This window comes from Mesorhizobium sp. 2RAF45, assembly GCF_052115225.1.
Taxonomy (GTDB): domain Bacteria; phylum Pseudomonadota; class Alphaproteobacteria; order Rhizobiales; family Rhizobiaceae; genus Mesorhizobium; species Mesorhizobium jarvisii.
In genome coordinates, this window is sequence record NZ_JBFRGG010000021.1 from 1 (window position 1) to 22755 (window position 22755).

Below are 22755 nucleotides of genomic sequence, written 5' to 3' on the forward strand. Positions count from 1 at the left end.
TGCGCTCGCCCGCAAGCTGCTCGTCATTCTCAATGCAAAAGCACGCGACGCGAGTGACGAATTCGCAAATGCAACTTGACACCTCAGATAGTCGCTCATCCGTCTCGGCGCTGCGCGCCGATCCACCTTCCCCACAAGGGGGGAAGGAAGAGGTGCTAACTAACCTCGCCCTCATACACCGCCTGCGCCTGCATCAACGCCGCGTCCAACCCTTCTCCTTCTGCATACCCAGCCAGATTCCCCGGCCGCTCGATGCCGGGCAGCAGCCTCGGACACGGCTCGGCCGCGCCGATCACGGTCCGCACCGGGATGATCCCGGCCCACACCGGGTGACCATAATCCTCCTCGTCGTCGGCGACGCCCTTGGCGCGCACTTTGGCCGATGCCTCCTCGATGCGCATGCCGATGACCATGGTCGCCTTGGCTTCCTGCGCCGAGATGGGCCGCAAGGTTTCGCTGCGGCCGGGGTAGAAGCGGTCGACGACGCCGGCCAGCGCCTTCATCTTCTCCTCCGGCTCGTCAACGATCCGCGCGGTGCCGAAGCACATCGCCGAGCGGTAGTTGGCCGAATGGTTGAAGCCGGTGCGCGCCAGCACCAGCCCGTCGAGATGCGACACGGTGAGACAGGCCGGCGTACCGCCGCGCAATTGGCGCAGCATGCGGCTGGCCGACGAGCCGTGCCAGTAGAGCATGTCACCCTCGCGCCAGTGGATGGTCGGCGTGCAGTAGGGCTGGCCGTCGAAGGTGTACGCGACGTGGCACAGCAGCCCGGCATCCAGCACCGCGAAGACGGCCGCATGGTCGTAGCTGCCGCGCTCATGCAGGCGCTTGACCCGGTTGCGGCTGGTGGTCGGAAAGCTGGCGGCAACGTCGTTCACGGCTTGCATCCTCGGCTGTTGTCTGCCAACCATGCGCCATGGCATTGGTCGAGAAAAGAACCAATCACAGCAACAAAAATCAGACCAATCCGCCGGATTGGTCGGCGCTGATCCCGGTTCTGCCCGGGGACGGACCGCGCAGCCGCGAGCTTTACGCCGCGCTCAGGCGGCTGATCGAGACCGGCGCGCTGGCTGCCGGCGCAAAGCTGCCGACCACCCGCGACCTTGCAAAGCGCTTCGGCCTGTCGCGTTCGGCGGCGGTCGCCTGTTTCGAGATGCTGATCTCGGAAGGCTTTGCCGTGGCCAAGGTCGGCGCCGGCACCTTCGTCGCTCCCGACGTGCCGTATTTGCCGACAACGCTGGTCAAGGCGCGCCCGCCGGAGATCGACGCCGCCATCTCGCTGCCTTGCGGCCTTGGCGTGGCGGTGTCCGACCCGCGCACGCTTGATGTGTTCCGCATCCTGCTGTCGCGCCACCTCGCCCGCCCCGGCCCCGAGCATTTCCGCTACGGCGATCCGCGCGGCGGCCTGCCGCTGCGAACCGCGATTGCCACGTATCTACGAACCGCGCGCGGCGTGCGCTGCGACGCCGGCCAGATCCTGCTGACCTCGGGCACGCAACAGGGGCTCGACCTCCTGGCGCGTGCGGCACTTCGCCCCGGCGACGCCGTGTGGCTGGAAAACCCCTGCTATCCCATGGCGCACGCAGTGCTGGCCGGCAGCGGCGCCAGGATTGTCGCCGTGCCGGTCGATAGCGAAGGGCTCGATCCCGAGATCGGCGAACGTCTCTGCCCAAAGGCGCGCGCGGCCTATGTCACGCCCTCGCATCAATATCCGCTCGGCGTGACGATGACGATGCGCCGGCGGCTTGCCTTGCTCGACTGGGCGCGGCGCAACGATGCCTGGATCATCGAGGACGATTACGACAGCGAGTTCCGCTATGCCGGCCCGCCACTGACCTCGCTGCAAGGCATGGATGGCGCGAACCGCGTCGCCTATCTCGGGACCTTCTCCAAAGTGCTCTTCCCCGGCCTGCGCATCGGCTATGTCGTGGTGCCGGAGCCGTTGCTCGATGCGGTCATGGCGATCAGGGCGCGCTCCGACCGTTACCCCTCGACGCTGGCCGAGGGCGCGCTGACCGACCTGTTGAACGAAGGCCACTTCGCCGCCCATCTCAGGCGCGTGCGCCGCCGCGTGCAAGCCGCGCGCGACGTGCTGGCCGCGGGCCTGCAGGCGCATTGCGGCGACAGGCTCGATGTGACGGCGCCCGAGCAGGGGCTGCATCTGATGGCGATGCTAAGGGGCAACGGGCCGGACACGGCCATTGTCGAAGCGGCGAAGGCCGTAGGGGTCGGCGCGCGGGCGCTGTCCGCGATGTTCATCGACGGCGCGCCCAAGCATGGGCTAGTGCTGGGCTTTTCCGGGTTTTCGGATGAGGAATTGAGGGCGGCGGCGGTAAGGTTGGGCGGGGTGATGCGGTAGCCGCTCAATCCGCATCAGCGGCAGGCTTCGCCTTCCCGCACTGCGCCAGCACCTTGCCGATGGCCCCCTTCGAACCCTTTAGCGCAAAACTGTTCGAACCATACTTGGCCGAACCGACAGACACATCGCCCTTCCCCCGCAACAGATCGAGCAGCGGATCGGCTTTCTCCAGGTCCACCACGAAGTAATTGTACATTGCCTCCAGCTGCAGGGTCTTGGTCACCGTCCTGCCGTCGGCCTTGAAATCGAACGCGCCGCTGAGGCCGGGCTCCAGCTGCTGGCCGCTCGCACCGAGGTCGTAGCTCAGCACCGGCTTGTCGAAACAGGCCAGCATCAGATACGCGTCGCCCTTCGGGCCGCCGCAGACCGAAGCGGTCAGCACGCTGCCGCCCTCGTCTTCCTCCATCTTCGCGCTCCAGCCGCTGCACGACGCGGCAAACGCCGGCTGCGCGGCCTGCAATGCGGCCACGGCACCGGCGACGACAAGATATCCAGCTTTCATGACTTCCCCCTGACAATTGCGGCACCCGCAACCAGCATATAGGAAAAGCGATCCCGTGACATTGCCCGTTGCGGCAAGGTCGTGTGGTCCGGGTTTGGAGAGCGTTGTGTCGAGAGTTCGTCTGTGTCTTCTGCTGGCCGCCCTGGTGGCCTTGCCTGTCACCGCCCATGCGCAGTGGAAGCCGGTCGAGAAGGTCGAAACCTATGCCATTTCGGGTCAGTCCGGGCCCGAACTCTATCGCTCGATCGGCGAGAACGGGCCGAATGTCGGCGTCGCCCGCGCCATCGCCCACACCAATTTCAAGCTGACCTGGACCAGGGACTATCAGGCACGGGCCGGCGCCTGCGTGCTGGTGTCGGCGAAGCCGAAATTGATCATCACCTACACCTTGCCCAGCCCCACTTCACCGCTGCCATCCGCTGTCCAGAAGAACTGGGAGGTTTTTCTCGCCGGCGTCAGTGCCCATGAAAAGGTCCATGGCGCCACCATTGTCGACATGGTGCGCAAGATCGAGGCGGCGACCGTCGGCCTGACGGTTGCCGACGACCCCAAATGCAGCAAGATCCGGAGCGAGATGACCAAGCGTCTGTCCGCACTCTCGCAGGCGCAGCGCCAGGCCAGCCGCGATTTCGACCGCGTCGAACTGGGCCCGGGCGGCAATCTGCAGAAGCTTATCCTCGCTTTGGTGAATGGCGGCTGAGCCACCACCTTCAAGCCTCGGACACCAGCCCGTCGAGAAGCGCAAAACCTTCCGGCCAGTCGCCCAGGCCGCTTTCGGCATTGATGTGGCCGAACGGCCCGATGACGACAATGCGGCTGCCCCATTGCGTCGCCCGCGCCTCGGCATACTCCGCCGAACCATAGGGGTCGTTGGTGCTGGTCACCACAAGCGAAGCAAAGCGCAGCTTGCCCTCGGGAAGTTTGGCGAAAGCCATACCGTATTCGGGAAAGACCGCCGACGCCGAATCGGGAACGCCGACCAGCAAGGCCGCCTTCACGGGCCTTTGCGAAATCTTCTGCCAGTGCGCGATAAGCAGGCAGGACAGGCTGTGCGCGACCAGCACCGGCGGCTCGGGCGCGGCGATCACCGCGGCCTCCAGAGCCGCCAGCCAGTCGGTGAAATCGGGCAGGTCCCAGCTTGAGGGCCGGAAGCGCCGCATCGCCGGATTGGCGTCTTCCCACCGCGATTGCCAATGCGCCGGGCCGGAACCGCCGCTCCCCGGCAGGATGATGAAATGTGTCATGTCGCCTTGCTCCTATCGATGATGGTGCATGGTGGCGTCTTGAATTGGCACGGGGAATGGGAAATCATCGGAAAGATCATGTCCTTGCCGATGGATTCAAAGTGACACCATGAGGACCAGCGATGAGCGCGCGCCGCTCGACCCGACCGACATCGCCATCATCGAGGCCATGCAGGAGAATGGCCGCATCGGCATATCGGAGCTCGGCCGGCGGGTCGGCCTGTCGCAGCCGGCCACCTCCGAGCGGGTCAAGCGGCTGGAGGAGCGCGGCGTCATTGCCGGCTACACCGCGGTGATCGACCCGGCCGCCCTTGGCCTCGGCATGATGGCCATCATCCGCGTGCGCACCACGCATGAGCACATCCGCCCCTGCCTGAAACAGTTCGCCGAAATGCCCGAGATTACCGAGGTTCACCGACTGACCGGCGAGGATTGCTTCATCCTGAAAGTGGTGGTGCCCTCGCCCGCCCACCTTGAAACCATCGTCGACGCCGTCGCGCGCCATGGCGCGGTCACCACGGCACTGGTGCTGCGCAGCGAGACGCCGAAGCCGATCGGCCGCGAACTGATCCGCGCGAACACGGTTTCGTGAGGGCCGAACCAGTCATCAATCCGTTGCAGTGCGAACCTAACTGCTGAGCGAAATGGACCTGGAACGCATGACGACAGGACGAGGCAAACGCCTGATGATCGCGGCCGCTGCCGCATCGTTGTTCGGCTTTGCCATCGCTTTGCCGGCAACTCTTGTTCGCGCCGGAACCGGCAGCGTCCAACCCGGCCCCCTATCGCGCGCCGACGCTTTTGCCCGGGCGCAAGCGCTGACCGCCCTTGGCCGCAAAATGTTCTTCGATCCCGCTCTCTCGGCTTCGGGCAAGCAGGCCTGCTCGTCCTGTCATGACCCGCGCCACGCCTTCGGTCCGGCGTCGGCAGATCCGGTCGAGATGGGCGGTCCAAACCTCGACCGACCGGGCGTGCGCGCCGTGCCGTCGCTGCGCTATCTCCAGGCGGCGCCCTCTTTCACCGAGCATTTCTACGATTCCGAGGACGAGGGCGACGAGAGCGTCGACAATGGTCCGACCGGCGGCCTGACCTGGGACGGCCGCGCCGACCATGGCAAGGACCAGGCGAAAATCCCCCTGCTCTCGCCCTTCGAGATGGCCAACAAGGATGAGGCCGCCGTCACCGCCGCCTTGCGCAAGGCCGCCTATGCCGATGAGTTCAAGGCGGCCTTCGGCGACGACGTGTTCGACCACGCGAGCGATGCCTTCGACGCCGCCGCCGAGGCGCTCGGCACGTTCGAGCAGAGCGCTGCTGACTTCTACCCCTATTCCAGCCGCTACGACGCCTTCCTCGCCGGCAAGGCTGAGCTGACGGCGCAGGAATTGCGCGGCCGCGCGCTGTTCGAGGACGAGACCAAGGGCAATTGCGCCAGTTGCCACTTGAGCGAACCGGCCAATGACGGCGAGCCGCCGCAATTCACCGATTTCGGCCTGATCGCCATCGCCGTGCCGCGCAACGCGGCGCTTCCCGCCAATGCCGACCCCGCCTATGCCGATCTCGGCCTGTGCGGCCCGCTGCGCACCGATTTCAAGGGACGGACTGAGTATTGCGGCCTGTTCAAGACGCCGACCCTGCGCAACGTCGCGCTGCGCAAGAGCTTCTTCCACAATGGCGCCTTGCACACGCTGCGCGACGCGGTCGCCTTCTATGCCAGCCGCGACACCGATCCGGGCCATTGGTATCCCAGGAATGCCGACGGCACGGTCAGGAAATATGACGACCTGCCAAAGGCTTACTGGGGAAACTTGAATCGGGATCCACCCTTCAACGGCAAAAAGCCCGGCGACAAACCGGCGCTCAACGACGCCGAAATCGACGACATCGTCGCCTTCCTGGGCACGCTTACCGACGCCGACCAGCAGGCGGGGCCAGCGAACTGAACCGCCCTAACCGGTTTGGCCTGTTCGCCGGTGAAAAGAAGGTGCCTCGATCTACCGGATCCGATGCGCCGCAACGCCTGGGACCGGTAAAGAAAGACACATCCCATTAGCGCTTCCTAAACCGCCTTGCGGTATTCCTCGTCACTCGATGGTGGGACGCAGATGAACGCATTCAGGCGAGCGGCCGGATTTGTTGTGATCCTGTTGACCGGGGCGGCGACGCTGGCGGCGTTGCATATCGATGCCCAGCGAAACTTCGCGCTGGCCAAGGAGCGCTATGTCGAGAACTCCCAGGCAGCTTCCAGAGCGACGGCCAAGACCGTCGAAGACGCCTTGCGGGCCGTCTACGAGAATGTGCGCACCCTGAGCTATCTGCCGAGCGTGCGCAACCTCGACCGGCATGGCACGAACCTTGGCGATGAGGGCCGCGCGACGATCCAGCAGATCTACAACAACCTCGCCAACAACGTCTCCATTTCCGAGGTTTACTTCCTGCCGGTGGATTTCAGCCCGGACCGCTTCGATGCCGCGACCGGCAAGCTCGAGGAGCCGATCCTCCAGTTCGACCAGTTGATCGTGAACGCCAAGGCGAGATCCGATGCCGCCGGCAGCGACAAACAGGCGAAGCTGGACGAGAATGCACTGACCCGCCCGCCGGAGGAGATCGAGACCTACGAATACCATGAGCTGGCCAAACAGCTCGCCTGGCTGAAGACGAACTATCCGAATTCGAGCGCCATCGACGGGTTGAACGTGCCGATCATCGGCACGAAGGAGCTCATCACCTGCGACAACACCGATTTCATCCATACCGGCAATGACGCCGATCGCTCAGGCTTCATCCTTTCGGTCCCGGTCTTCGGCCAGGATGGCAGCCTGCGCGGCTCCGTCTCGGCGATCATGCTTACCTCGGCGCTGCGGAAACTGTTGCCGGGCAGCGACTATGTCATCGTCAATTCAGGCTACGGTTTTGAATCCGACCAGCACAGGATGTCGACGGCCCTGGCGGCGGATTCCCGTGCCTTCACGGCGGCCGACCCCAATCTGATCTATTCCGAAGTCATTCCGCTCTCGCTCAACGATCCCAGGAGCGCATGGCGTCTTTGGGCCGGTTTCCCCAACAGCCGGTTCGACAACAACATGGACGTCCAGTCCGTAAGGGAATTCGAACTGGCCGGTTATGCGGCGGTCGCGTTGGTCACGCTGCTGGCGCTGGCATGCTGGTACGCTATCGGGCGCACGATGACGATGCAGGTCGAGGCCGCCGAGACCCTTGAGCGTCGGGTCGAGCAGCGCACCGCCCAGATCCAGCATCTGGCCACGCATGACATTCTCACCGGCCTGCCCAACCGAGGCCTCCTGGCCGACACGATGGACGAGGCATTGCGAAGCCTCAGGGACGACGAGAAGCTGGCCGTCCATTGCGTCGATCTCGACCGTTTCAAGCCGGTCAACGACACGCTCGGCCATCCGGTCGGCGATGAGCTTCTCGGCGCGGTGGCGAAGCGGTTGAAACACCATGCCGGCGAAACCGCCATGGTCGCCAGAATTGGCGGGGACGAGTTCGTCATCCTTCAGCTCCTGCTCGACGGCGACGACGAGGCCGGCGTGCTGGCAAGCCGTGTCATTCATGCCCTGTCCGACGAAGTCTCCATCCAGGGCCACAAGATCAACATCGGCGGCAGCATCGGCATCGCCGTCTTCCCCGACGACGGGCAAAGTTCGGAAACCCTTATCCGCAATGCCGACCTTGCCTTGTACAAGGCCAAGATGGAGGGGCGCGGGACCTGCAGGTCGTTCGAGCCGGGAATGGACGCAAGGCTGCAGGAGCGGCGCCAACTCGAGTCCGAACTGGCGCTCGGCGTGAAGAAAGAACAGTTCGTCCTGCATTATCAACCGCTGCACGATGCAAAGACCTCGCAGCTCACCGGCTTCGAAGCGCTGGTAAGATGGAACCATCCGCGCCTCGGCCTGCTGCCGCCGTCGGAGTTCATCCAATTGGCCGAGGAGACAGGCGCCATCGACGCGCTTGGCGAGTGGATCATGCGGCGTGCCTGCGCCGACGCCGTGAAATGGCCCCTCCCCGTCAAGGTCGCGGTCAATCTTTCGCCGGCCCAGTTCAAACAGCAGGGGCTGTCGCTTCAGGTTGCCGCGGCGCTCGCGGCTTCAGGCCTGCTGCCGTCACGGCTCGAACTGGAGATCACCGAGTCGGTGCTGTTGGCGAACAACGAAAACACGCTGAACACGCTGTACAGTCTGCGCGACCTCGGCATCTCCATAGCCATGGACGATTTCGGCACCGGCTACTCCTCGCTGAGCTATCTCAGGTCGTTCCCGTTCAACCGCATCAAGATCGACCGCAGCTTCGTCAGCCTGATGTGCGAGAGCAGCGAAAGCCGGGCGATCGTCAAGGCCGTCGCCGAACTCGGCACCACGCTTGGCATGACGACGACCGCCGAAGGCGTCGAGACAGAGGACCAGTACAGGCTGGTCAAGGAGAATGGCTGCACGGATGTCCAGGGCTGGTATTTTGGCCGCCCTATGCCGGTCTCCGAGCTTCATGCGCTATTCGACCAGCCGGAAGCCCTGACCGCGTAATCAGCCAGACGGCATGATGGCGAAAATCGGCAGCGGCCGCTACCTCCGCCAGGCCGCCAGATCGGTCAGGATCCGCGCCTTCAGCGCCGGATCGGCGTAGCTCGCCTGCACCGATGTCGCGGCGAGATGGCGGATGGTCTCGTCGTCCCAGCCGAAGGTCTCGGCGCAGGCGGCGTAGGAGGCTTCGAGCGTGGTGTCGAGCAGCGACGGGTCGTCGGTGTTGATCGAAACCGGGACGCCGGCCTTGCGTAAGGCATCGATCGGATGTTGTGCAAGCGAGGGGTAGACGCCGAGCGCCAGATTGGAGACCGGACAGATGCCCAGGAGGATCTGTTTGCGCGCCAGCAAGTCGACGAGTTCCGGGTCCTCGATCGCCCGCACCCCATGGTCGATGCGGTCGGCGCCCAGCAATTCGATGGCGTCGCGAACCCCTTCCGGGCCGCTCGACTCGCCGGCATGAACGGTGCGCCGCAAACCCGCCGCGCCGGCACGGCGAAACGCCTCGGCGAAGCGCGGGCCGGTGCGGCCGGCGGCCGCTTCGTTGCCGTCGATCGACAGGGCGACGACGCGCCTGTGCCTGATCCTGCTCAGCAACGCCACCAGCTCGAGTGATTCCGCCGCCGACTGGGTGCGCAGCAGGCTGACGCAAAGCCCGACCGGCGGGTGACCATCCTGTTCGGCGGCCGCGAAACCCGCATCGAACGCGTCGATCATCCCCGCAATGTCCTTATGCCAGTGCGGCCAGTGCGTCGGGTTGACGATGACGTCGGCGTAGCGCACGCCGCTCCGGCCCATGCGCTGCGCGAACTTGTAGGCCGTGGTGGCGAGCTGCTCGCGGGTACGAAAAGTCCCGCACAACCAGTCGAGCATTTCGAGGAAGCTCTTGAGGTCATGGGCTTCGAACAGCCTGTCGCGCGGCGCGCGTAGCGGAATGCCGGCTTGCTGGCAGTTCGCGATCACATCGTCGGCCTCGAAGCAGCCCTCGATGTGGATGTGCACTTCGGCTTTCGGCAGTCCGATGAAGTCGGTCAAAGACGTCTCCCCTCTTGGCCGGAAGCATCAAACCATGAAACGGCTGGTACCGATTTCAAGAAATGATTGAAAGAATTGCGCATGGGCCACCAGAGAGGCGAGCTCCGAAGCTTCACAGCGCCCGGATAACACCCCCATCCACGCGGATGTTCTGGCCGGTGATATAGCCCGCCCCCTCCGAAGCCAGGAACGCAATCGTCGCGGCGACCTCCTCTGATGTGCCGTAGCGCTGCATCGGCACGTTGTCGCGGCGTTCTTCGGTGGCCGGCAGGCTGTCGATCCAGCCCGGCAGCACATTGTTCATGCGCACATTGTCCGGTGCGTAAGTGTTGGCGAAGATCTTGGTGTAGGCGGTCACTCCGGCGCGGAACACGGCGGACGTCGGGAACATCGCGTTCGGCTCGGCCACCCAGGCCGTCGAGATGTTGATGATGGCGCCGCCCTTCTGCTTGATCATGTGCGGCGCCATGATGCGCACCGGCCGGATGACGTTCATCAGATAGACATCCATGCCGGTGCGCCACTGCTCGTCCGTGATCTCCAGGATCGGCGCGCGCGGCCCGTGGCCGCCGCTGTTGACCAGAACGTCGATGCGGCCAAAACGCTCCAGCGTCAGGTCGGCGAGGCGCTGCAGATCGTCATTCGATTGGTTGGAGCCGGTGACGCCGAGCCCGCCCAACTCCTTGGCCAGGGCCTCGCCCTTGCCCGAGGATGAGAGAATGGCGACCTTGAACCCATCCGCCGCCAGGCGCTTGGCCGCCGCCGCCCCCATGCCGCTGCCACCGGCCACGACAACAGCCACTTTTTCTACACTCATCGGATTTTCCTCTCAGGGTTGGCAGGCACCGCAACCGGTGTTTTCGGTATTTGGACGGTGATATAACTGGTCTTGTCACCCGATTCGAACCAGAATGCCTGAAATCAACCAGTAGAAAAACTCCTGCATGCCCGAAGCCTTCCTCAGCCTGCCGCCGCTGAATGCGCTGCGCGCCTTCGAGGCCTCGGCGCGCCATCTCAACTTCCGCATCGCCGCCGAGGAGTTGAACGTCACGCAAGGTGCGGTAGCCCAGCACATTCGCGGCCTGGAGACCCATCTCGGCGCGAAACTGTTCGAGCGGCTGCCGCGCGGCCTGGCGCTGACCGATCAGGGCCGCGCCTATGTGCCCAACATCCGCCGCGCCTTCGACCTGATCTCGGAGGCAACCCAGCTGTTGCGCCCCGAACCGGCACGTCTGACGATCAGCGTGACGCCGAGTTTCGCCACCAAATGGCTGATCCCCAGGCTGCAGGATTTCATGGCCGACAATCCGCTGGTCGACCTGCGCGTGCTGGCCAGCGAGAGCCTGTCGAGCTTCCAGGCCGACGGCGTCGACGTCGCGGTGCGGCAAGGCCGCCCGCCCTTCGGCGCCGGCCTGATCGTCGACCTGTTGTTTCCCCAGCAGATCATCGCAATCTGCAGCCCGGCTCTGCTGCCTATCGGGACCGCCGAAATCCCGGCGGCCGAAATCCAGCATCACGTGCTGCTGCACGACGCGCACAATCTGTGGCCGGAATTCATGGAAAAGGCGGTCGGCCTGAAGATGACGGCCGAGCTCAAGCGCATGCGCTTCAACCAGACCAGCCTCGCCATCGACGCGGCCATCGCCGGCCAGGGCATAGCGCTGGCCAGCCGCTTCCTCGTCGCAGCCGATCTCGCCGCCGGCCGCCTGGTCCAGCCGGTCAGCGGCGATATGCGCGGCACGCAGGATTTTTATGTCGTCATGCCGAGAAAGCAGCGCCATCCCGAACCGACACAGGCCGTGCGGCAATGGCTGCTGGATGCGGGGGAACGGCCGCTGGTCTAGGGCGTGTACTCATCAAGCGGCTTGCCGACTTATGTCCGCTCACCCCCAAGCTGCGGAAGAGCGGACGTTACCCGAGGTCGCGGAAGGGTCATCAGCAGAAGTTCCTCGACACGTTTGATGGAGAGCCCTTTCGTGCTATTGGAACGCACCACCTCTTCGCTTCCATTCAGTCCGGGGCGGAACATCTTTGACGCGCGTTGCTCGAGTCGATTTGCCGCAACATTCCGCGCTTAGGCCGCTCTACGCCGAGGCAGGCTTCGCTGACGCATTCGCGATCGATCTGCCAAGCAATGCGACCGGCGACGCCGAGCGCCTCGCCGCCCACATGCTTATGGGTCAGGCGCGGTGGGTTGGCTGGCTAATAGCTCTAAGGGACACTTTGGTTGCGGGGTTTGGTCTCAAGACATCGTCTGCGTTGCGCGATGACGTTGCGACCGACAGGATCGATTTCTTTCGGGCCTACGATCGGCGGCGTCACGAGATTATTCTTGGCGAGGACGATCGCCATCTCGACTTCCGTTTGTCCGTTTTGGTTGAAGAGTCCGCTTTGCGCCGTCGACTTGTCGCAACAACGGTCGTGACCTTCAATCATTTGGGAGGGCGGGCCTATATCGCGGGAATTGCGCCTTTCCATCGCCTGATCGTAAAATCGTCTTTGCGTCGAGCCGAGCGATCGGGCTGGCCATCTGAGCTGTGAGGTCGCGCGCCGCCGGCTGGACCAAATTCGGTACGTCTGCTTTCGGGCGTATAGCGTCCAGGCTACGGCTCGGCGCTAGCGAGTCCGCGTCCTAGATCGGAAGCAGCGCGTCCGGCTTCACATTGGCGATCGAGGCGTAGGTATGCGTCTCCCTGACGCCGGGCAGCGGCAGGATCACCCGCTGCAGGAAATCCTGGAACATCGCCATATCGGCGATGCGCGCCTTGACCAGATAGTCGAAGCCGCCGACCACCATGTGGCATTCGATGATCTCGGGCGCCCGCACAACCGCCTCGGCGAAGCGGTCGAAGACATGCGGCGCCGTATGATCGAGCCGCACCTCGATGAAGACGAGTTGTGCCTGCCCGATCCGGGCCGGGTCGAGAACGGCCCGCACCGCCCGGATGAAGCCTTCGGCGAACAGCCGCTTGATGCGTTGCGCCGCCCCGGTCGGCGACAGGCCGACGCGGCGGGCCAGATCGAGCGTCGTGCGACGGCCATCCTCCTGCAGCAAGCGCAACAGCGAGCGGTCGATACGGTCGAGATCGTCCATTTTTTGAATTCACACTTTCCAGCCACGGATAGCGCGATTATCACGCAAAAATCGCGAAAACAGCATATTTCATCACGCTGTCGAGTGGCAATACCGTTGGCGGGCAACGCAACCCGACCAAGGTAAATCCCATGACATCGACCATACGAACCACCCGCAGTGCCCAGACCAAGGGCGACACAGCTGTGCTCATCCTGAGCGAAGGCGAGGTGAAAACATGCATCGACCTGCGCCGGCTTCTCGATGCGTTGGCGGAGGGCTTCAAGGCATTGTCCCGCGGCGAGATCGTCAATCCGGCGCGGCCACAGCTCGACATTCCGCAAGCCGGCTATTCGCTGGCGATGCCGGCCTGGATGGCGGGCATGCATCTGACGGTGAAGATCGTCAACGTCTTCGAAGGCAACATCGCCCGCGCGATCCCCAGCCATCTCGCCACCATCCACCTGTTCGACCCGCAAACGGGCATGCCGGTCTGCGTCATGGACGGCACCTATATCACCGCCGTGCGCACCTCCGGCTCGGCCGTGCTCTCGGTGCGGGAACTGGCCCGCCGCGACGCCAGGGTGGCGACGGTGGTCGGCGCCGGCGTGCAGGCCCGTCAGCATTTGCACCTTCTGCCGCTGGTGCGGGACTTCACCGAAATCCGCGTTGCCTCGAAGGAGTTCGCGGACGCGCAGGCACTGGCAGCGCTGCATCCGGGCGTCGTCGCCGTCAGCGATCTGGAGGCCGCGGTGCGCTCGTCGGATGTCGTGTGCCTGGCCACGCATTCCTACCAGCCGGTGATCGCCACCGAATGGCTGCGGCCCGGCACGCATGTCTCGTCGGTGGGCGTCGCCCCGCCCGGGGGCGAACTGCCGGTCGAGCTTGTCGGCCGGGCCAGCCTGTTCGTCGAGACCAGGGACGCCTTCGCCCCTACCCCGGTCGGCTCTTGCGAACTCGATGGCATCGATCCGCAAACCGGAACCGAGCTTGGCGAGATGCTGCTTGGGCTGCGGCCGGGAAGGACCAGCGCCGACCAGATCACCGTCTACAAGGCCATGGGTGTTGCCATGGAGGACCTGGTGGCGGCCGACCTTGCTTATCGCGAGGCGGTTCGTCGAGGATTGGGGCGGGCTGTGACCTTGTAGAGGACGCTGCCGATCATCGGAGCCAGCGCTGCCCTCATTGCCCTGCCGGCCATTTCTCTCCTTGGAACGGGAAGAAATGGCTGCGCAAACGACCAAGGGCTGGTCGCACCGTTTGACTGGATACGAAATCATTTTTACGACTGCTGCATGCAGTCGAATCCTCCCCAAAAAATCGTCGTCATCGGTGGTGGCATTGCCGGCCTGTCGCTTGCGGCGGCCTTGCGGGATTGGGCTGAGGTCACCGTCCTCGAGCGCGAGCCACATCTTGGCTATCACGCCAGCGGCCGCTCCGCCGCTTTGTTCACCGAGACCTACGGCAACCGGCTGGTGCGCGCGCTGACGCTGGCCAGCCGGCAGGCAATCGTCGAAGGCGGCTTCATCGCCCATCGGCGCGGCGCGCTGCATGTCGGCTGGAAAGGCGACGGCGCCGCGATCGACAAGCTGGCCGATGAATTGCAGGCGCTGGTACCCAGCGTGCGCCGCCTGTCGTCGGCCGAACTCCACGCGCTGGTTCCCGCCATTGCCGCTGAAGCCACTTGCGGCGGCGCCTATGAGCCGGACGCCGTGGATATCGACACCGGCAAGATGCTGGCGGCCTGCGCCTCGGCGCTGAAGGCCGGCGGCGGCACAATCCGCACCGGCGAGGAGGTGCGCGCCATTTCGCAAGACGGCGGCGGCCTGCGCGTGGAAACGAGCGCCGGTGTCTATCCAGCCGACATCGTCGTCAACGCCGCCGGCGCCTGGGTCGATGTCGTCGCTGGCCTGGCGGGGCTTTCCGGCCTCGGCTTCCAGCCCAAGCGACGCACCGCCTTCCTGTTCGATCCGCCCGCCGGCACCGACATCGCCAGTTGGCCGCTGGTGGTCGACTTGCACGAACAATTCTACTTCAAGCCCGACGCCGGCAGGCTGATCGGCTCGCTCGCCGACGAGACCGATTCCGAGCCTTGCGACGCCTGGCCGGAAGATATCGATGTCGCCATCGCCGTCGACCGCATCGAGCAGGCGACGACGATGCGCATCGGCCGTCCGTCGACGCCATGGGCGGGCCTGCGCACCTTCGCGCCGGACCGCACGCCGGTCGCCGGCTTCGACCCGCGCCTGCCCGGCTTCTTCTGGCTCGGCGGCCAGGGCGGCTATGGTTTCCAGGTGTCGCTGACCTTGGCCAGGCTGAGCGCGGCGCTGATGCGCGGCGAGCCCCTGCCGGAGGATGTCACGGCACTCGGCGTCACCGCCGCGGCGCTGGCGCCCTACCGCTTCCTGGTTCCGGCGACGGCGCCATGAAGCCCACACTGCCGCTGCTGCTGAGCCTCAATGGCGGCTATGTCGACACGGCCGGCTTCCTGGCGCTGCAGGGCCTGTTCACCGCGCATGTGACGGGGAATTTCGTCACCCTCGGTGCTTCCCTTGTGCTCGGCATTTCGGGCGTTCTGGCAAAGCTGCTGGCGCTGCCGGTGTTCTGCATCGTCGTCATCCTGACCCGGCTGGCCGGCGAGCATTTGCGCCGGCGCGGACATCAGGCGCTCGGGGTCCTGTTAGGAACCAAACTGGCGCTGCTCGTCATCGGCGCCGCCCTGGCGATCCGCTTTGGCCCCTTTGCCAGCGGCGACAGCGCGGCCGCCATCGTAACCGGCATGGTGCTGGTCGCCGCCATGGCGATCCAGAACGCGGTGCACCGGGTCCACCTGGCGGCCGCCCCGCCCTCGACGCTGATGACCGGCACCACCACCCAGATCATGATCGACCTCGCCGACCTCATCGGGGGTCCGGTACCGGAGGGCCGCCCGGCACTCATTGCCCGCCTGCGGCGCATGGCGGCGGCGGTCGCCGTCTTCGCCGCCGGCTGCGCGGCCGCCGCCCTCGGCTATGCCTACGCCAATGTCTGGTGTTTTATCGTTCCGCCGGTGATCGCACTGCTCGCCCTGATGCTGCGGCTTTCCGCGCCGGACGAGGAAGCCAACTAGCCCTCACCCTTCCTCCGTCCAGATCAGGCGCAGCAGGCGCAGCAGCGTCGCCCGCTCCTTCTTCGTCAGCCTTTGCAGGAACCTGTCCTCGTGCCGGCGAACCTGTCGCCGCCAGCCAGGCATGGCCTGTCTGGCCGCCGGCGTCAGGGTCAGCATCCGCACGCGCCTGTCCTCGGCATGGTCGTCGCGCTCGACCAGCCCGCGCTCTTCCAGTTCGGCAAGCAGCGGCGCCATGTTGGCACTCTTCATGCCGAGAAGACGGCACAGTTCCGCGGCGCGGATGCCAGGCCGCTCGTCGATCAGCGCCAGCATGCCGTAGGTGACCGGGCGCAGGCCCGCTTCGGTCAGTTCGACCGCGAAATCATTGAGCGCGAAAGCCGAGGCCCGCTTGAGATTGTAGCCGACCTGCGCATCGAGCGCGTCGTCGGGCATCATTTCTGGCCCGGTGTGAGGCTGGGTTTCGTCCATGCCAACCGATCGCCGCGACGCCGGCTCTTGTCAAGCGAAAAAGACTATGCGACATAGCAATTGAGATCGCTATGCTCCATAGCAATTTCCATGACTATAGCAATTGCCCATGACTGTGATGGAGCGGGAGGAGACCGACCATGACCGACGAAACCGTGGCCTTCGACGTCGAGAACGGCATCGCCTGGGTGCGCTTCAACCGACCGGACAAGCGCAATTGCATGAATCCGGCGCTCAACCGACGCATGATGGAGGTTCTCGACGAACTCGAGTATCGCGCCGATGTCGGTGTGCTCGTGCTGTCGGGCGAAGGCAGCGCCTGGTCGGCGGGCATGGACCTCAAGGAGTATTTCCGCGAGACCGAAGCCAAGGGGCTCGGCGCCATCCGCAAGGCGCAATCCGAAGCCTATGGCTGGTGGCGGCGCCTGCGCTGGTACGGCAAGCCGACCATCGCCATGGTCAATGGCTGGTGTTTTGGCGGCGGCTATGGCCCGCTCTTCGCCTGCGACCTCGCCTTTGCCGCCGACGAGGCGCAGTTCGCTCTGTCCGAGATCAACTGGGGCATCCTGCCCGGCGGCGGCGCCACCAAGGTGGTGGTCGACCTGCTGTCGATGCGCGATGCCATGTACCACGCGCTGACCGGCGAACTCATCGATGGCAGGAAGGCCGCCGCCTGGAAGCTGGTCAATGAAAGCCTGCCGCTGGCGCGGTTGAAGGCGCGGGTCACCGAGGTCGCCAACATCCTTCTGAAGAAGAACCCGATCGCGCTGAAGGCCACCAAGGACGCCATCCGCCGCGTCGGCGAAATGACCTATGACAATGCCGAGGACTATCTGGTCCGCGCCCAGGAGGCGGCCAACTCGCACGACAATGAGGGCCGCAAGGAAGGCATCCGCCAGTTCATCGACGAGAAGAGCTACAAGCCGGGCCTCGGCACTTACGACAAGGCCAGATGACGCGACAAGCCAACGACGCGAGCCATCGACGCAATCTGGGAGGAGATGCGCATGCCGGCCTTGACGACTTCAGACCCGGTGGCCCTGCATGCCGGCGCGCAGCCAAACCGTGTTGGCTGCGTCGACCTGGCCTCCGGCCGGCGCTGGACCTATGCCGCGCTTGACGAAGCCATCCAGCGCACTGTGCGCGTTCTCGAAACCGGCTACGGCGTCAAGCCTGGGCAACGGATCGCCACGCTGGCCCGCAACAGCGCCGACCTCCTGATCCTGCAGCAGGCCGCAATGCGGCTCGGCGCCATCTTCGTGCCGGTCAACTGGCGCCTTGCAAGTGCCGAACAGCAGGCGATCCTTGCCGATTGCGATCCGGCGCTGCTGTTGCATGACGCCGTCCCGCAGGCGGCATTGCCCGGGCGCTGCATCCCTGTCGATGTCGCCGCCTTCGCGGTGGCGGTCGAGGCAGCGGCGCCGGCGCCGCGCCGTCCCCTGCCCGCCGACGATGCGCCCTCGATAATCCTCTACACATCGGGCACGTCGGGCCGGCCAAAGGGCGTCATCGTCACCGAGCGCAATGCCTTCGCCACGGCGGTCAATTTCGGCGTGCTGGGCCGGGTCGGCAATGCCAGCATCTTCCTCTGCGACGCGCCGATGTTCCATGTCATCGGCCTCATCACCAGCCTGCGCCCGACGCTGCTTCAGGGCGGCACCGTGCTGATCTCACCCGGCTTCGATGCCGGTGCCACCAATCGCCGCCTCGCCGATCCCGCCCTCGGCGTCACTCATTATTTCTGCGTGCCGCAGATGGCCAGGATGCTGCGTGACCACCCCGACTTCGCGCCGTCGCGCTGGACCTCGCTCACCGCCATCTTCACCGGCGGCGCGCCAAATCCGGCCACGGATATCCGCTGGTGGCTGGCCCAGGGCGTGCGCATGGCCGACGGCTTCGGCATGACCGAGGCAGGCACGGTGCTTGGCATGCCGGTCGAGGCCGGCCGCATCGCCGGCAAGGCAGGCTCGGCCGGCTTGCCGGCGCCGACGATCGGCCTGCGCCTCGTCGACGACGATGGCCGCGACGTCGCGGCCGGCGAGCCCGGCGAGATATGGCTGTCCGGCCCCTCGATCACGCCGGGCTATTGGAACCGGCCGGAAGAAACGCAGCGCGCCTTCACCGCCGATGGCTGGTTCCGCACCGGCGATATAGCGCGGCGCGACGGGGAAGGCTTCGTCACCCTCGTCGACCGCCGCAAGGACATGTTCATTTCCGGCGGCGAGAACGTCTATCCCGTCGAGATCGAAACCGTGCTGCTCGACCATCCCGGCATCGCCGAAGCCGCCGTGATCGGCATCGCCGATGCGCGCTGGGGCGAAGTCGGGCGCGCCTTCGTCGTGGTGAAACCCGGATGCGCCGTCGATCCGGCCGATCTGGCAAGCCATTGCGGCGCCCGCATCGCCCGCTACAAGGTGCCGAAAGAGTTCCTGCTCACCGATGCACTGCCGCGCACCGCATCCGGCAAGATCCAGAAACACATTTTGCGCAGCTGGACAGCACCTGTCCGCAAGCAGAGCTGAGGCAGACCGCCATTCAGCCGGCGGACGCGGAGCGGAAAACCGACGCCGCAGTCGCGACGATCTCCGCATTGTCCTTCGCCACCGTTCCATCCGCCAGCGTCCTGCCGTCTTCCAGCCCGACGCGCGTCGACCAGCGCTTTTGGCGGGCCAACTCGACGAACGGCCAGACGGTGGCGTCCACGCCGTGCAGCAGGGTCGGCCGCCGCACTTCGGCGCGCTCGAGCACGGCGGCGATGCCGCTTGCCTCGTCAAGTGCTGCGGCGAGGTCCTGTATGTCGATCTCGATCAGGATGCGCAGCACCCGGTCGTGATCGGCAAGCGCCACGAACCGCTCGGCATCGGCAACGGTGGCAAGCCCGGCCTCGATGCCGACGCCGCGCTGGCGCAGCAGCTCCATCACGGCGGGCGCATCGGCCTCGGAGAGGTTGACCGAGGCGTAGTCGGGCAGCTCCCGCCAGCCGGCGATCGCCGCGCGGGTGCGTGCGACATCGTTCTCGATCCAGGCGCCAGTCGACACGCCGACCAGCGTGCCCGGGCAGGCCCGGCGCACGGCCAGCACCGTTGCATCGACGGCGGCCAGGCTTTCGCGCCCGTCGGCGTCGCGCGGATGGATGTGCAGCTCGGCGGCACCGGCCGCGACGCAGGCAGCGGCATCGCTGGCCATGGCCTGCGCCGTCAGCGGCAGCTTCGGGTGAAAGTCGCGCGGACGCACGCCGTTGATGCAGGCCTGGACGATCATCAATGTCACCTCGGACAAGGGAAGCCGCAGTCTAGACGCACGACAAGGCAGGGCAAAGCGTTGCGCGCTGTCTCTCCTGACAGCGCGGCCATGATTCCTCGGCATTTGAATAAAACCCGCCTGTGGATATTTACCCCTCATTCCGCCGGAGCGGCCAAGATAAATTAGGGCGGGATCATGGAGGGAACCATTGACCAGCGATTTTTCAGCCGCCCGCATCCATCTCGAACGCGCTTATCATTATCTGCGCGGCAATGATGAGACGAGCCGCTCGGCATGCGAGGCCCTCGACCTCCTGATCGAGACGGTGGCGGAAGCCCAGCATAGGCGGCCCGAGACCGGCGTGCTGGAATTTCCGCAAGCGATGGTGCGGCAAATCTGACTAGGACGCCTTGCGGGCCGGCGCCGCGCTTGCCGTCCCGGTGGCGCGCGCGACGATCTGCTCCAGCGGCTCGGGCCGGTGCAGCAGGAAACCCTGGCCGAAATCGACGCCCATCGCCTGCAGGATGTCGAGCGTCTCGGCTTGCTCGATCTTCTCGGCCACGACGGCGCAGCCGACGCTGCGGGCAATGCCTGATATGGCCGAGACGATCTCGCGGTCGAAGCGGCTCTCGGCGATGTGCTCGATGAAGGAACCGTCGATCTTGATGGCATCGACCGGAAAGCGCCTGAGATATTCGAACGAGCTCATGCCGGCGCCGAAATCGTCGAGGCTGACCTTGCAGCGCCGCTCGCGCGCCTTGCGCACGAACGTCTCGGCGGCGTCGAAATTGGTGACGGCGGCGGTTTCGGTGATCTCGAAGCCGATGCCGGAATGCGGCGCCCCGGTCTCCTCGATGATGCTGTCGACGAAATCCCACAGTCCGGGATCGCTCAGTGTCTGCGCCGACAGGTTGAAGCCGAGCGTGATCGCGCCGGACTTCATCGCCGCGCCATGCCGCGACAGCGCGGTGCGGATGATCCAGCGATCGAGCCTGGCGGCGATGCCGAAGCGCTCCGCCGCCGGGATAAATTCGCTGGGCGGGATGAGTTTGCCGCCGCGTCCGGCGAGCCGCGCCAGCACCTCGACATGGCGGGTCTCCTGCCAAGGCCGGCCCAGCCGGTGGATCTCCTGGCCGAACAGTTTCAGCCGGCCGTCCTCCATGGCGTCGACCGTGTCGGCGGCGAGCCGCGCCGCGTTGAGGCCGCCGGTGGCGGCCTCGGCCGAAAACACCGCGAAGCGATCGCGCCCGGCGGCCTTGGCCGCGTAGCAGGCATCGTCGGCGCAGGCCAGCGCATCGGCGACCGTGGTCGCCCGGTCGTCGACAATGGCGATGCCGATGCTCGCCGCGAGCCGCCGCGCGGTCGCGGCAAGGCCGAGATCGGCGCCGCGCACGGCCGCCAGTATGGCTCCGGCCAGCCGCTCGGCCTGCGCGGGATCGCAATGGGGCACCAGCAGGGCGAACTCGTCGCCGCCGAGCCGCGCCGCATGCGCCGATGGCGGCAGGCAGCGGCTAATCCCCGCCGACACGCTCTTCAGCGCCAGATCGCCTGCGGCGTGGCCGGCGAAGTCGTTGAGCGCCTTGAAGTAGTCGAGATCGACGTAGAACACCGCCAGCGGCACGCCCGCGGCGATGTGGTCGGCCAGCAGCCTGTCGAAGGCGGCGCGGTTCCACAGGCCGGTCAGCGCATCGTGGCGGGCGGCGAACGCAAGCTCCTGTTCGCGCAGCTTGTCCTCGGTGATGTCGCGCACCGTGCCGAGGACCTGGCCGGCGGCACCCGCAGCTGCGACGAAGCGCACCAGCGATTCGACATGGCGGATCTCACCGTCACGCTTGATGATGCGGTATTGCCAGGCGGTGACCGCGTCCGAGCCCGGAGGCGGCAAATGCGCCCGCTCGGTGGCTTCCTTGTCGTCCGGGTGCAGAAAGCTGTGCCAAAGGTCGGCCGTCACCTCGTCGGTATCGGCAACGAGCCCGAATATGTCCCTGGTGCGGGCATCCCAATAGCTCTTGTGGGTGGCGATGTCGTGGTGCCAGATTCCGGTGCCGCTGGCGGCGAGTGCCAGGCGGAAGCGCATGGTGACCTGTTCGAGCGCGGCCTCGGCCGCCTTCTGCTTCGAAATATCGGTCTGCACGCCCATCAGCCGCAGCGGCCGCCCATCGGCGCCGCGTTCGACGATGCCGCCGCGGTCGAGCACCGACACCCAGTGGCCCTGCTTGTGCTTCAGCCGAAGTTCGGTCTCGATGGCATCGGTCAGCCCGGCAATGTGGCGGTCGCCGCTGGCCAGCGCCCGCTCGCGGTCGTCGGGATGGGTGAGCTGCAGCCACAGATCGCTGGTGTTGGCGAGTTCATCTTCCTCGTAGCCCAGCATTCGCGCCCAGGTCGGCGAATAGAAGCAGTCGCCGGTGCGAAGATCCCAATCCCAGACGCCAAGATGGGCCCGCTCCAGGGCCTTGGCCCAGAACGCTCCATTGCGACTTTTCTTGCCCTGACGCGCCATCGTCTGTTTTCGCCTGCTCCACCCGCGGGCAATCTGCGACAAAACCAGAGAAGAAACAGTTACCGGGCCCCGGCAGGCATGCCTTCCCGCCTGCAATATTTCGTGGCGCCTCGTCTTTCGATTGGCCGGCAAGAACCGGAGTTTTGCGCTCCCCCGATGGTCCTAGGGATGGCTCAGGTCATCAGCGACACTGGTACGCGGATGACCCAGCAAAACACGAAAGGACGCTCCCAATGACCAAACAGGAAGACAACAAGGCCGTCGTCGTCAGATGGTTCACCGACTTCTGGGGTGAAACCTGCGATCTGTCCGTCGTCGACGACATCGCCGCGCCCGACATGCTGCTCAAATATTCGCTGCATGAGCCACGCCGGGGCCGCGACGACATCAAGGCCTTCATGACCGATTTCCGCGCCGCCTTCCCGGATCTCAACTTCTGGGCCACCGCCGATCTCATCGCCGAGGGCGATTTTGTCGTCGGCCAGTGGGAGGGCGGCGGCACGCATACCGGCCCGGCTTTCGGCGATTTCCTCGCCGGTTCGCTGCCCGCCGCCACCGGCCGCGCCATGCGCTTCACCGGCACCACGGTGCTGAAGGTGATCGACGGCAGGATCGTTGAGGAGATCGGCCTCGACGACGGCGTCGCGGCGCTGACCCAACTCGGCCTGATCAGGGCCGCCTGATCCG

Annotated in this window: 23 protein-coding genes; 14 read left to right on the forward strand and 9 right to left on the reverse strand. The window is 65.6% G+C overall.

Translation table 11 applies throughout. From position 1 onward, the window contains the following. Positions 1 to 155: 155 nt before the first annotated feature. Positions 156 to 911, reverse strand: coding sequence for a pyridoxamine 5'-phosphate oxidase family protein (locus tag AB4Z43_RS31285; RefSeq protein ID WP_069092578.1), 756 nt, complete (start codon positions 909 to 911; stop codon positions 156 to 158). A gap of 5 nt (positions 912 to 916) precedes the next feature. Between AB4Z43_RS31285 and pdxR the strand changes: the two genes are divergently transcribed. Further along, entirely contained in the window at positions 917 to 2359 is a 1443-nt protein-coding gene (gene pdxR, locus AB4Z43_RS31290; RefSeq protein ID WP_441940612.1) for a MocR-like pyridoxine biosynthesis transcription factor PdxR, read from the forward strand. A gap of 4 nt (positions 2360 to 2363) precedes the next feature. Here pdxR and AB4Z43_RS31295 read toward each other — a convergent pair whose 3' ends face one another. Beyond that, positions 2364 to 2861, reverse strand: a complete 498-nt coding sequence (locus tag AB4Z43_RS31295) for a hypothetical protein (RefSeq protein ID WP_441940614.1) — start codon at positions 2859 to 2861, stop codon at positions 2364 to 2366. A 106-nt stretch (positions 2862 to 2967) separates the two neighbouring features. Between AB4Z43_RS31295 and AB4Z43_RS31300 the strand changes: the two genes are divergently transcribed. Beyond that, positions 2968 to 3561 (forward strand): DUF922 domain-containing protein, encoded by a 594-nt coding sequence (locus AB4Z43_RS31300; RefSeq protein ID WP_038652985.1) that lies wholly within the window; start codon positions 2968 to 2970, stop codon positions 3559 to 3561. A 10-nt stretch (positions 3562 to 3571) separates the two neighbouring features. On the opposite strand, the gene AB4Z43_RS31305 is transcribed toward AB4Z43_RS31300, so the two are convergent. Beyond that, a complete protein-coding gene (locus tag AB4Z43_RS31305) occupies positions 3572 to 4105 on the reverse strand; it encodes an RBBP9/YdeN family alpha/beta hydrolase (protein WP_441940616.1) in 534 nt (177 codons plus the stop codon). Between the two features lie 109 nt (positions 4106 to 4214). Between AB4Z43_RS31305 and AB4Z43_RS31310 the strand changes: the two genes are divergently transcribed. From AB4Z43_RS31310 to AB4Z43_RS31320, 3 genes are all read left to right on the forward strand, one after another. Continuing rightward, positions 4215 to 4697 (forward strand): Lrp/AsnC family transcriptional regulator, encoded by a 483-nt coding sequence (locus AB4Z43_RS31310; protein ID WP_019859338.1) that lies wholly within the window; start codon positions 4215 to 4217, stop codon positions 4695 to 4697. A 67-nt stretch (positions 4698 to 4764) separates the two neighbouring features. Then, complete coding sequence (locus AB4Z43_RS31315; protein ID WP_441940618.1) at positions 4765 to 6045, forward strand: cytochrome-c peroxidase; 1281 nt, start codon at positions 4765 to 4767, stop codon at positions 6043 to 6045. 162 nt (positions 6046 to 6207) lie between these two features. Then, positions 6208 to 8643 (forward strand): putative bifunctional diguanylate cyclase/phosphodiesterase, encoded by a 2436-nt coding sequence (locus AB4Z43_RS31320; RefSeq protein ID WP_441940620.1) that lies wholly within the window; start codon positions 6208 to 6210, stop codon positions 8641 to 8643. A 39-nt stretch (positions 8644 to 8682) separates the two neighbouring features. On the opposite strand, the gene add is transcribed toward AB4Z43_RS31320, so the two are convergent. Continuing rightward, on the reverse strand, positions 8683 to 9675 hold the full coding sequence (gene add / locus AB4Z43_RS31325) for an adenosine deaminase (protein WP_441940622.1): 993 nt from the start codon (positions 9673 to 9675) through the stop codon (positions 8683 to 8685). A gap of 112 nt (positions 9676 to 9787) precedes the next feature. After that, positions 9788 to 10492, reverse strand: a complete 705-nt coding sequence (locus AB4Z43_RS31330; RefSeq protein WP_019859341.1) for an SDR family oxidoreductase — start codon at positions 10490 to 10492, stop codon at positions 9788 to 9790. A 127-nt stretch (positions 10493 to 10619) separates the two neighbouring features. Here AB4Z43_RS31330 and gcvA point away from each other — a divergent pair, with 127 nt between their 5' ends. Beyond that, a complete protein-coding gene (gene gcvA / locus AB4Z43_RS31335) occupies positions 10620 to 11519 on the forward strand; it encodes a transcriptional regulator GcvA (RefSeq protein ID WP_441940624.1) in 900 nt (299 codons plus the stop codon). A gap of 187 nt (positions 11520 to 11706) precedes the next feature. After that, the gene (locus AB4Z43_RS31340) at positions 11707 to 12216 is read left to right on the forward strand and encodes a DUF2867 domain-containing protein (protein WP_441940626.1); all 510 of its coding nucleotides are present in this window, start codon (positions 11707 to 11709) and stop codon (positions 12214 to 12216) included. Between the two features lie 91 nt (positions 12217 to 12307). On the opposite strand, the gene AB4Z43_RS31345 is transcribed toward AB4Z43_RS31340, so the two are convergent. Beyond that, entirely contained in the window at positions 12308 to 12769 is a 462-nt protein-coding gene (locus AB4Z43_RS31345; RefSeq protein WP_019859344.1) for an Lrp/AsnC ligand binding domain-containing protein, read from the reverse strand. Between the two features lie 131 nt (positions 12770 to 12900). On the opposite strand from AB4Z43_RS31345, the gene AB4Z43_RS31350 reads away from it, so the two are divergent. The 3 genes from AB4Z43_RS31350 to AB4Z43_RS31360 all read left to right on the forward strand — a co-directional run bounded on the left by AB4Z43_RS31350 (position 12901) and on the right by AB4Z43_RS31360 (position 15857). Then, positions 12901 to 13896 (forward strand): ornithine cyclodeaminase family protein, encoded by a 996-nt coding sequence (locus AB4Z43_RS31350; protein ID WP_441940628.1) that lies wholly within the window; start codon positions 12901 to 12903, stop codon positions 13894 to 13896. Positions 13897 to 14043: 147 nt separating this feature from the next. Further along, positions 14044 to 15177, forward strand: a complete 1134-nt coding sequence (locus AB4Z43_RS31355) for an NAD(P)/FAD-dependent oxidoreductase (RefSeq protein WP_441940630.1) — start codon at positions 14044 to 14046, stop codon at positions 15175 to 15177. Next, entirely contained in the window at positions 15174 to 15857 is a 684-nt protein-coding gene (locus tag AB4Z43_RS31360; protein ID WP_441940632.1) for a YoaK family protein, read from the forward strand. Before AB4Z43_RS31355 ends, AB4Z43_RS31360 begins: the two co-directional genes overlap by 4 nt. 3 nt (positions 15858 to 15860) lie before the next feature. On the opposite strand, the gene AB4Z43_RS31365 is transcribed toward AB4Z43_RS31360, so the two are convergent. Next, positions 15861 to 16325 (reverse strand): MarR family winged helix-turn-helix transcriptional regulator, encoded by a 465-nt coding sequence (locus tag AB4Z43_RS31365; RefSeq protein WP_019859348.1) that lies wholly within the window; start codon positions 16323 to 16325, stop codon positions 15861 to 15863. 140 nt (positions 16326 to 16465) lie between these two features. Here AB4Z43_RS31365 and AB4Z43_RS31370 point away from each other — a divergent pair, with 140 nt between their 5' ends. Both AB4Z43_RS31370 and AB4Z43_RS31375 read left to right on the forward strand, forming a co-directional pair. Continuing rightward, the gene (locus AB4Z43_RS31370) at positions 16466 to 17281 is read left to right on the forward strand and encodes a p-hydroxycinnamoyl CoA hydratase/lyase (protein ID WP_019859350.1); all 816 of its coding nucleotides are present in this window, start codon (positions 16466 to 16468) and stop codon (positions 17279 to 17281) included. A gap of 45 nt (positions 17282 to 17326) precedes the next feature. Beyond that, on the forward strand, positions 17327 to 18847 hold the full coding sequence (locus AB4Z43_RS31375) for an AMP-binding protein (protein ID WP_441940635.1): 1521 nt from the start codon (positions 17327 to 17329) through the stop codon (positions 18845 to 18847). Between the two features lie 13 nt (positions 18848 to 18860). On the opposite strand, the gene AB4Z43_RS31380 is transcribed toward AB4Z43_RS31375, so the two are convergent. Next, positions 18861 to 19586, reverse strand: coding sequence for a 3-keto-5-aminohexanoate cleavage protein (locus AB4Z43_RS31380; protein WP_441940637.1), 726 nt, complete (start codon positions 19584 to 19586; stop codon positions 18861 to 18863). Between the two features lie 190 nt (positions 19587 to 19776). On the opposite strand from AB4Z43_RS31380, the gene AB4Z43_RS31385 reads away from it, so the two are divergent. After that, on the forward strand, positions 19777 to 19968 hold the full coding sequence (locus AB4Z43_RS31385) for a hypothetical protein (RefSeq protein ID WP_019859353.1): 192 nt from the start codon (positions 19777 to 19779) through the stop codon (positions 19966 to 19968). On the opposite strand, the gene AB4Z43_RS31390 is transcribed toward AB4Z43_RS31385, so the two are convergent. After that, positions 19969 to 22068: an EAL domain-containing protein gene (locus AB4Z43_RS31390; protein WP_441940639.1), complete on the reverse strand. Its 2100-nt coding sequence runs from the start codon at positions 22066 to 22068 to the stop codon at positions 19969 to 19971. Positions 22069 to 22301: 233 nt separating this feature from the next. On the opposite strand from AB4Z43_RS31390, the gene AB4Z43_RS31395 reads away from it, so the two are divergent. Further along, positions 22302 to 22751, forward strand: a complete 450-nt coding sequence (locus tag AB4Z43_RS31395) for an ester cyclase (protein ID WP_027047062.1) — start codon at positions 22302 to 22304, stop codon at positions 22749 to 22751. The last annotated feature ends 4 nt before the right edge of the window (positions 22752 to 22755 follow it).